This is a genomic window from Allosphingosinicella sp. (assembly GCF_036570505.1).
Taxonomy (GTDB): Bacteria; Pseudomonadota; Alphaproteobacteria; order Sphingomonadales; family Sphingomonadaceae; genus Allosphingosinicella.
Genome location: NZ_DATCYB010000059.1, coordinates 43,247 through 50,597, shown reverse-complemented (window position 1 = coordinate 50,597; position 7,351 = coordinate 43,247). Strand labels below are relative to the sequence as shown.

9 protein-coding genes and 3 pseudogenes are annotated in these 7,351 nt (G+C 66.5%); 7 read left to right on the top strand and 5 right to left on the bottom strand.

The window, feature by feature from the left end; translation table 11 throughout:
* Together VIR62_RS06695 and VIR62_RS06690 are read right to left on the bottom strand one after the other, a co-directional pair.
* Window positions 1-368, bottom strand: a pseudogene (locus VIR62_RS06695) (hypothetical protein); the annotation flags it as partial.
* A gap of 86 nt (window positions 369-454) precedes the next feature.
* Window positions 455-1,972, bottom strand: coding sequence for an alpha/beta fold hydrolase (locus VIR62_RS06690; RefSeq protein WP_431869767.1), 1,518 nt, complete (start codon window positions 1,970-1,972; stop codon window positions 455-457).
* On the opposite strand from VIR62_RS06690, the pseudogene VIR62_RS06685 reads away from it, so the two are divergent.
* From VIR62_RS06685 to VIR62_RS06670, 4 genes and pseudogenes are all read left to right on the top strand, one after another.
* Window positions 1,870-2,406: pseudogene (locus VIR62_RS06685) on the top strand (hypothetical protein); the annotation flags it as partial. The gene VIR62_RS06690 and the pseudogene VIR62_RS06685 overlap by 103 nt on opposite strands.
* Before the next feature lie 260 nt (window positions 2,407-2,666).
* Window positions 2,667-2,933, top strand: a pseudogene (locus tag VIR62_RS06680) (class I SAM-dependent methyltransferase); the annotation flags it as partial.
* A gap of 12 nt (window positions 2,934-2,945) precedes the next feature.
* On the top strand, window positions 2,946-3,188 hold the full coding sequence (locus VIR62_RS06675) for a hypothetical protein (RefSeq protein WP_431869777.1): 243 nt from the start codon (window positions 2,946-2,948) through the stop codon (window positions 3,186-3,188).
* Between the two features lie 210 nt (window positions 3,189-3,398).
* On the top strand, window positions 3,399-3,668 hold the full coding sequence (locus tag VIR62_RS06670) for a DUF1153 domain-containing protein (protein ID WP_431869765.1): 270 nt from the start codon (window positions 3,399-3,401) through the stop codon (window positions 3,666-3,668).
* 42 nt (window positions 3,669-3,710) lie between these two features.
* On the opposite strand, the gene purQ is transcribed toward VIR62_RS06670, so the two are convergent.
* Together purQ and purS are read right to left on the bottom strand one after the other, a co-directional pair.
* The gene (gene purQ, locus VIR62_RS06665) at window positions 3,711-4,376 is read right to left on the bottom strand and encodes a phosphoribosylformylglycinamidine synthase subunit PurQ (RefSeq protein ID WP_431869763.1); all 666 of its coding nucleotides are present in this window, start codon (window positions 4,374-4,376) and stop codon (window positions 3,711-3,713) included.
* A 13-nt stretch (window positions 4,377-4,389) separates the two neighbouring features.
* Entirely contained in the window at window positions 4,390-4,623 is a 234-nt protein-coding gene (purS, locus tag VIR62_RS06660) for a phosphoribosylformylglycinamidine synthase subunit PurS (RefSeq protein ID WP_431869761.1), read from the bottom strand.
* Window positions 4,624-4,758: 135 nt separating this feature from the next.
* On the opposite strand from purS, the gene VIR62_RS06655 reads away from it, so the two are divergent.
* Genes VIR62_RS06655 through xth form a run of 3 tightly spaced genes read left to right on the top strand, consistent with a single transcriptional unit; the run spans window position 4,759 to window position 6,098 of the window.
* On the top strand, window positions 4,759-4,905 hold the full coding sequence (locus tag VIR62_RS06655; RefSeq protein ID WP_431869760.1) for a hypothetical protein: 147 nt from the start codon (window positions 4,759-4,761) through the stop codon (window positions 4,903-4,905).
* A 46-nt stretch (window positions 4,906-4,951) separates the two neighbouring features.
* Window positions 4,952-5,287 carry a HesB/IscA family protein gene (locus VIR62_RS06650; RefSeq protein WP_431869758.1) on the top strand — a complete coding sequence of 112 codons (336 nt, stop codon included), beginning with the start codon at window positions 4,952-4,954 and terminating at the stop codon, window positions 5,285-5,287.
* A 31-nt stretch (window positions 5,288-5,318) separates the two neighbouring features.
* Window positions 5,319-6,098: an exodeoxyribonuclease III gene (gene xth / locus VIR62_RS06645; protein WP_431869756.1), complete on the top strand. Its 780-nt coding sequence runs from the start codon at window positions 5,319-5,321 to the stop codon at window positions 6,096-6,098.
* A 6-nt stretch (window positions 6,099-6,104) separates the two neighbouring features.
* On the opposite strand, the gene VIR62_RS06640 is transcribed toward xth, so the two are convergent.
* Complete coding sequence (locus tag VIR62_RS06640; RefSeq protein WP_431869754.1) at window positions 6,105-7,316, bottom strand: N-acetyltransferase; 1,212 nt, start codon at window positions 7,314-7,316, stop codon at window positions 6,105-6,107.
* Window positions 7,317-7,351 lie beyond the last annotated feature (35 nt).

Here is a 7,351-nt window from a genome sequence, read left to right as displayed (position 1 = left end):
GCCTCAAGCCGGGCGCGCTCGGCCGCTTCCCACTGGGCCTGGCGCTCGGCCTCCGTAAACTCGGGCTCGGGATCGGCTGCCGTCTCGTCCGGCAGGTCATCCGCGGCGATGACCGCCTCGGCCTCGTCGGGAGCCTCGGTGGGCGGACCGAAAGGCGTATCGATCCGGGAGGGAGGCAGCGGTGTCGTGCCGATGCCGTCCGGCGGCACCGGCGCGTGTGGAACCGGAAGAGGCGCGGGCGACGGCGCTGGTCGGATTGCGTCCTCGATCGACTCGAGGATCTCGCCCAGCGGCTCGTCTCGGGCCTGGGCGGAGAGCGGTGCCGCGAGCGACAGGCCGAGCAGCAGGAATAAAGGCAATGCGCGCATGGAAGTCCCGGGTTAGAGCAACGTGATCTTTATTCAAGGCGGAGGCCGCGTAGCGGTTCCGCCCTGAACGGGCGCTGTCTCGACCTTCAGGGCGCGACGCCGGCCGGCTGTATCGGGGTCGGCCTCGGCAGCGGTCCCAGGAAAGCGTCGATGGATTCGAGAATGCGCGTCGTCGCCGGCTCGCGCCCGAGGGGGACATGGTTGTCGGTGTCGAGGGTGACGAGGCTGGCGCCAGGGATCATCGCGGCTAGCTCTATTCCCTGTGCGATCGGTACCCTCTGGTCGCCCCGGGCGTGGAGGACGAGGGTCGGCGCCTTGACGTCCGCCAGTCGGTGGCGAACGTCGATCGTGGAAAAGGCCTGGAGGAAGCGGGCGGCGTTCTCGGCGCTGGCGGTGGCGCGCTGGAATTCGTTGAACCAGTCGATCTCCTCATGCGTGCCCGACGGCATGAAGGTCTGGCTGAAAATCTGGCGGTAGATCGGGGTATCCTCGCCCCAGCCATGGGCGACGAGCGTGATCACCGCTTCGCGCCGCGCCGCTTCTTCCTCGTCGGCGACATGGCGCCAGCCGGCGGCGTATCCGCCGAGCAGGATGAGGTGGCTGACCCGGCCGGGGTGGCGAGCGGCATATTCGATCGAGACGGCGCAGCCCTGGCTGATGCCCAGGAGTGGGAAGCGCTCCAGCCCGAGCGTGTCGACGACTGTTTCGAGATCGCGAACGAAGGCCTCGAAGCTGATGTCGACGACATCACGGTCGGACAGGCCGTTGCCGCGTTCGTCATAGCGCACGAACCGATGCCGGCGTGAAAGCTCGGTGACGAGTCGTCCCCACACCGGACCCGACCAGTCGAGCTCCAGATGGTTGAGCCAGTTGGCGGTCTTGACGAGCGGAGGGCCTTCGTCGGTGCAGGCATAGGCGATGCGGACGCCGTCGGGGGCGGTGCAATAATGAACGGTCTGATCCAGCACGGTGGGGCGGGCGCCTTGCAGGAGACGCGATGGCTTGCTGGTTCCTGGCTCCAGCGGAAGAGGGCAGAAGCCCAGCGACTCGGCCTCCGCCGCGTAGCGCCGGCGGCTCTCGGCGGTAAGGGCGGGCGCTTCGGCCACGCGGGCGAGATAGAGGGCGCGCAGGCGATCGATCTCGGCGCGCTCGGCGGCCAGCCAGGCGGCGTAGATATCGAGACTGGGAAGGTCGAAATCGGCGAGCGGCGGCTCCATCGCCGCTTCGGTGAGCGCCGCGTCGGGCTCGCTTTCGTCTTCCAGCGTCTCGCGCAGCCGGTCGAGGTCGGTCCGGATATGCTCGGTCCGCAGCGACACGCGGGCACGGTCCGCCTCCAGCGCGCCGGCGAACGGGCCGAGCATGGCGCGTATTTTCGAAAGCGACCAGCGCAGCGCCGCCCGCGGATCGTCGGGAATGTCGAAGAATATCTCGCACAGCCGCTCGCGCCGTGCGGGCTTCCCGGTGAGGAGCAGGTAAACGAAGATCGCTCGCGTCTTTCGCGATGCGGGAAGGGCGACGAGCATGCCGCCACACCTCAGCGCCAGCTCGCCAAGCAGGCGGACTTCAATTCGCTCGTCCGATGGCATCGGTACCGGTGCGGACACTGGGAGGGCACTCCGTTTCAACGAGGAAAATACCAGATTCCAACGCTCGCTCAAACGGTGAGCTCAACGGCCGGTCGCTAGCGCGGGCCTATCCAAAAAGGAAAGGACCATTCAGGATGTGCAATACCGCCGTGCCGATGCCGACGCTCGAAAAACCCGCGGGGGCGATGAGCACGGCCGAGGAGGAATTTTCCGGCCGACTCGTCACCATGGCCAATCATGCGACCCTAGGGCTGATGATGTCGATCGGCCACCGTACCGGCCTGTTCGAGGCGCTGAAGGCCGCCGGACCGGTGACGAGCCAGGAACTGGCCGATCGCGCTGGCCTCAACGAGCGCTACGTCCGCGAATGGCTGGGCGCGATGACCACCGGTCGCATCGTTGAGCTCGACCGGAAGACCCGTCGCTACAGCTTGCCGGAGGTCCATGGCTCATTTCTCGGGCGTGACGCGGAGCAGGGCAACATGGCGGCGATGTTCCAGTTCGTCTCGGTTCTGGGCGGTGTCGAGAACCGGATCGTCGACTGCTTCAGGACGGGAGGCGGCGTCCCCTATCAGGCGTTCGACCGCTTCCACGAAGTGATGGCCGAGGAAAGCGCGCAGACGGTGGTCGCCGTGCTGGAGGAGGCGATCATTCCGCTGGTGCCGGGTCTTGATGCCCAGCTCCGGGCGGGGATCGACGTCGCCGATATCGGTTGCGGGTCCGGCCGGGCGTTGAACCGGTTGGCGGCGCTTTATCCGAACAGCCGCTTACCGGCTACGACCTCAGCATCGAGGCCGTCGACATCGCCAATCGGGAAGCCACTGCGTTGGGGCTCGCCAATGTCGAGTTCGTCGCCACCGACGCGACGCATCTGCCGGGGGAGGCGCGGTTCGATCTCATCTTCACCTTCGATGCCGTGCACGATCAGGCGCATCCAGCGGTGGTGCTCGCCAATATTCGGCGACTGCTACGGCCGGACGGCGTCTATCTGATGCAGGACATCGATTCCGCCAGCGACGTCGCCGATAATTTGGAACGGCCGCTCGCTTCCTTCATCTACGCGATCAGCTGCATGCACTGCATGACCGTATCGCTCGCCCAGGGCGGCGACGGCCTGGGCGCCGCCTGGGGCGAGGAGCTGGCGCTGTCGATGCTGAAGGATGCGGGCTTCGGTAAGGTCGAGACCCACCGGCTCGAGCACGACATCATGAACCTTTACTACGTCTGCCGATGACGTGCGAAAGCCCTTCGCGGCCGTGAATTTTCGCATCTGCTCCTCCCCTTCGCGGGAGGGGTTTTTCGCATAGTCCACGCCGCATGGCCGTCAGAAAGTCATCCCTCCGGCAATTTCGTCGCATTCCGCAACGCGTCCGTCGCAGCCCTGGCCGATCTTTACCTTTTGTTAACCGTATCGGGCGCGAAAGGATTGTTCAGGGGGATCATTATGGGTGAGGCGAACATGATCGTCCTGTTTGAAGACAAGAAGCCGAGGCGGGCGCCGGCGAAGCCGGAGGCTACCGAGCCCAGGTCCCTGTTCGGTGGGGCGAGCGCCCGCAAGGCGCGGGCGATGGCCGATGTGACCGACGGCCTGCTGACTCCCGAAGAGGCGTGCACGCGCTACAAGCTCGATCCCGACGCGCTGGCGATATGGCAGCGGGCGCTGGAAAGCTTCGGCATCAAGGCCCGGCGCGGCAAGGCGGGCGACGAGAAATAAGCTTCGCCGCTCCCTCCCGCCGCGACGGGCGGGGCGGGCCTTTTAGCCGATCGCTTCGATCAGGCCTTCAAGCAGCCGCCGTCCGTCGGTGCCACCATGAGCGGGTTCGATCATCCGTTCGGGGTGCGGCATCATGCCCAGCACATTGCCCGCCTCGTTGACGATGCCGGCGATGTCGCGCGCCGAGCCATTGACGGTATCGCGGTAGCGGAAGACGACCCGCCCTTCCCCCTCCAGCCGGTCCAGTGTTGCCTCGTCGGCGGTGTAATTGCCGTCATGATGGGCGACGGGAATGGTGATCGCCTCGCCGGCCTGGTAGCGGCTGGTGAAGGCGGACTGGCTGTTTTCGACCTTCAGGGGCACGTCGCGGCAGACGAAGTTTATGCCCGCATTTCGCATCAGCGCGCCCGGCAGCAGCCCGGTTTCGGTGAGGATCTGGAAGCCGTTGCAGATGCCGAGCACCGAAACGCCCCGATCGGCGGCGTCCTTCACCGCCCGCATCACCGGCGACTGGGCCGCCATCGCGCCGGAACGCAGATAGTCCCCATAGGAGAACCCACCCGGCACGGCGATGAGGTCCAGGCCCTCGGGAAGCTCGGTCTCGCGGTGCCAGATCATGGCGGGCGCTTCACCGCTCACCTCGCGGATCGCGACGGCGAGGTCACGGTCGCAGTTGGAACCGGGGAAGACGATGACGGCGCTCTTCATGGGTCTGTGTCCTTCAGGCGGCGCGCTCGATCCGGAAATTCTCGATCACGGTGTTGGCGAGGAGCTTCCGGCACATCGCCTCGACATCGTCGTCGCTGACGCCTTCGGCCAGGTCGAGCTCGATCAGCTTTCCGGCGCGCACGTCGTTGACTCCGGAGAAACCGAGGCCTTCCAGCGCGTGGTGGATCGCCTTGCCCTGCGGGTCGAGGACGCCGTTCTTCAGCGTGACATAGACGCGGGTCTTCATCGGGTGCGCTCCACTGATTCCGGGGTTGGCGGCTCTATGGCGGCAAGCGGTCGTTCGCACAAGCTTTTCACCAGGAGTTTACTCCTGTTGTGGCATGAGGGACGCGACTGGCGATTTTCAGGGGAAACCCCGCCTATGATGGGCCTCGCTCTCGGACTGTTCATCGGCCTGTTCGCCTTCGGCGCGACCCTGCTGGGATGGAACGATCCCAGCGGCAATCTACAACTCGCCTTGTTCATGTCCTTCCTGTTCGGCGTGGTCTGCGGCTACCGCACGCGCTGAGGAGGGCGTTCTTGTCCGGCGGGCGCGCCACGCCTATCTCGGGTCCATGAACGAAACACCGGAAATCGCCCTCACTGCGTCCGCCGCGGCGCGGGTGGCCGCGATCGCCAAGCGGCAGGGCAAGCCGCCGATTCTGCGCCTTGCCGTCGACGGTGGCGGCTGCGCCGGCTTTCAGTACCGCTTCGGGCTCGCCGACGCGGTCGAAGCGGGCGATACAACCGCCCTCCAGGACGGCGTCACTCTGGTCGTCGACGAGGTCAGCCTCGACCTCGTGCGCGGCAGCGCCGTCGACTTCGTCGAGTCCCTCGGCGGCGCCGCCTTCCAGGTCACCAATCCCAACGCCGCGTCGGGCTGCGGCTGCGGCACCAGCTTTTCGGTGTGACGAAGCGGACGAGGCCCGCTAAGTCACCGCCATGAAGATCGTCACCTACAATGTGAACGGCATCCGCGCCCGGCTGCCGCGGCTCCTCGAATATCTGGAGGAGCAGAAGCCGGACGTCGCCTGCCTCCAGGAGCTGAAGAGCGCCGACGAGACTTTCCCCGCCGCCGATATCGAAGCGGCCGGTTACGGCGCGGTCTGGCACGGCCAAAAGGGCTTCAACGGCGTCGCCATTCTCGCACGGGGCACGGAGCCGAAGCTCCGGCGCATGGGCCTTCCCGGCGACCCCGACGACACCCACAGCCGCTATATCGAGGCCGAGGTGGGCGGCATCGTCGCCGCCTCCATCTACCTCCCCAACGGCAACCCCCAGCCGGGCCCCAAATTCGACTACAAGCTCGCCTGGCTTGATCGTCTCCGCTCGCACGCGGCGGAGCTGTTGGCCGAGGAGGTGCCGGTGGCGCTGGCCGGCGACTGGAACGTGATCCCCACGACCACCCATGACGACGTGTTTTCGCGCCGCGCGATGGCGAGCGACGCGCTGATGCAGCCGGAAAGCCAGGCCGCCTACCGCCGCATCCTGCATCAGGGTTGGACCGACGCCATCCGCGCCCGCTACCCCGAAGGCGCCGTCTTCACCTTCTGGGACTACACCGCCGGCTGCTGGCAGCGCGACGCGGGGTTCCGCATCGACCACCTCCTCCTCTCCCCCCAGGCCGCCGACTGCCTCCTCGATGCCGGCGTCGACAAGGAGTATCGCGGCCGCGAAAAGGCCAGCGACCACGCCCCCACGTGGGTCGAGCTGGAAGTCTAAGGCGCCTTAGAGCGCCTTTTCGTAAATCCGGTATACCCGATTGACGCGGCTTTCGATCGTCTCGGCGATCGAGCGCATGCCCACATTGTCGTCGAGAATCCAGCCGATTTCGCCCCGGACCGCGCCATAATGGGCGATGGCGTCGCGGCGGATATATTCGATCATCATGAAGGCGAGCTGGCTGGCGAGCCGGCTCGACTGGAGCCGCCGCACCACCCCCATCAGCGGCACCCGCATGGTCTTCACCTTCGGGCTGCGGAGCCGCCAGAGCAGCTTCGCCCAGTTGAACGGGAACAGCCGCCCGTCGAAGTCGCGCGTGAGCTCGTTGAGGTCGGGCAGGGTGATCATGAACGCCACCGGCTCGAAGCCTGCCCCGGGCTCCGTTCCGGGGTCCAGCTCGGCGATGCGGATCAGATCCTCGAACACGATCGGCTTCAGCTTCTTGCCCGCGTAGGCGATCTCCGCGTCGGTCAGCGGGATGAAACCCCAATTATTGCCCCACGCGTCGTTCAATATGCCGAGGATGATCGCCACCTCCTCATCAAAGCGCGACTTGTCGACCTTTCGCACCCGGATGCGCTGGTTGCGTTCGCCCATCGCGACGATGCGCTGGACCAGCGGCGGCATCGTCTGCGTGACGTCGAGCTCATAGGTCATGAGATCCTTGACACCGTGATATCCGGCCGCCTCGACCCAGGCCTCATAATCCGGCTTGTTGTGCCCCATCATCACCGTCGGCGAATGATCGAAGCCTTTGACCAGCAGCCCCGGCTCGTCCCAGATGGAAAGGCTGAACGGCCCCATCGACCGTGTCATTCCGCGCTCGCGCAGCCAGCCTTCCGCGGCCGCCAGCAGCGCCTCCGCCACCTCCGCGTCGGCCGCCTCGAACATCCCCCAATGACCGGTGCCCGGACCTCCGCCTTGCTCGTGCGGCGCCTCGAGCACCAGCCGGTCCACCTGCGCCGAAATCCGCCCCACCGGCCGCCCCCGCCGCTCGGCCAGGAACAGCCGCGCCTCGCCATGCTCAAACCACGGGTTGGTGCGCGGATCGAGCAGCCCGTGCACCTCGGTCTTCAAGGGCGGCACCCACCAGGGATCGCCCTTGTTCATCGCCCAGGCGAGGTTGACGAACGTCTTAACGTCCGCCGCCTGCTCGACCGTGCGAACGGTGATGGGGTCGGATTGAGGAGAGGGAGATGAGGCGGACGGACTGTTCATGCCCCGCTCGTAGCGCCTGGGCGGAGGGCTGTCAC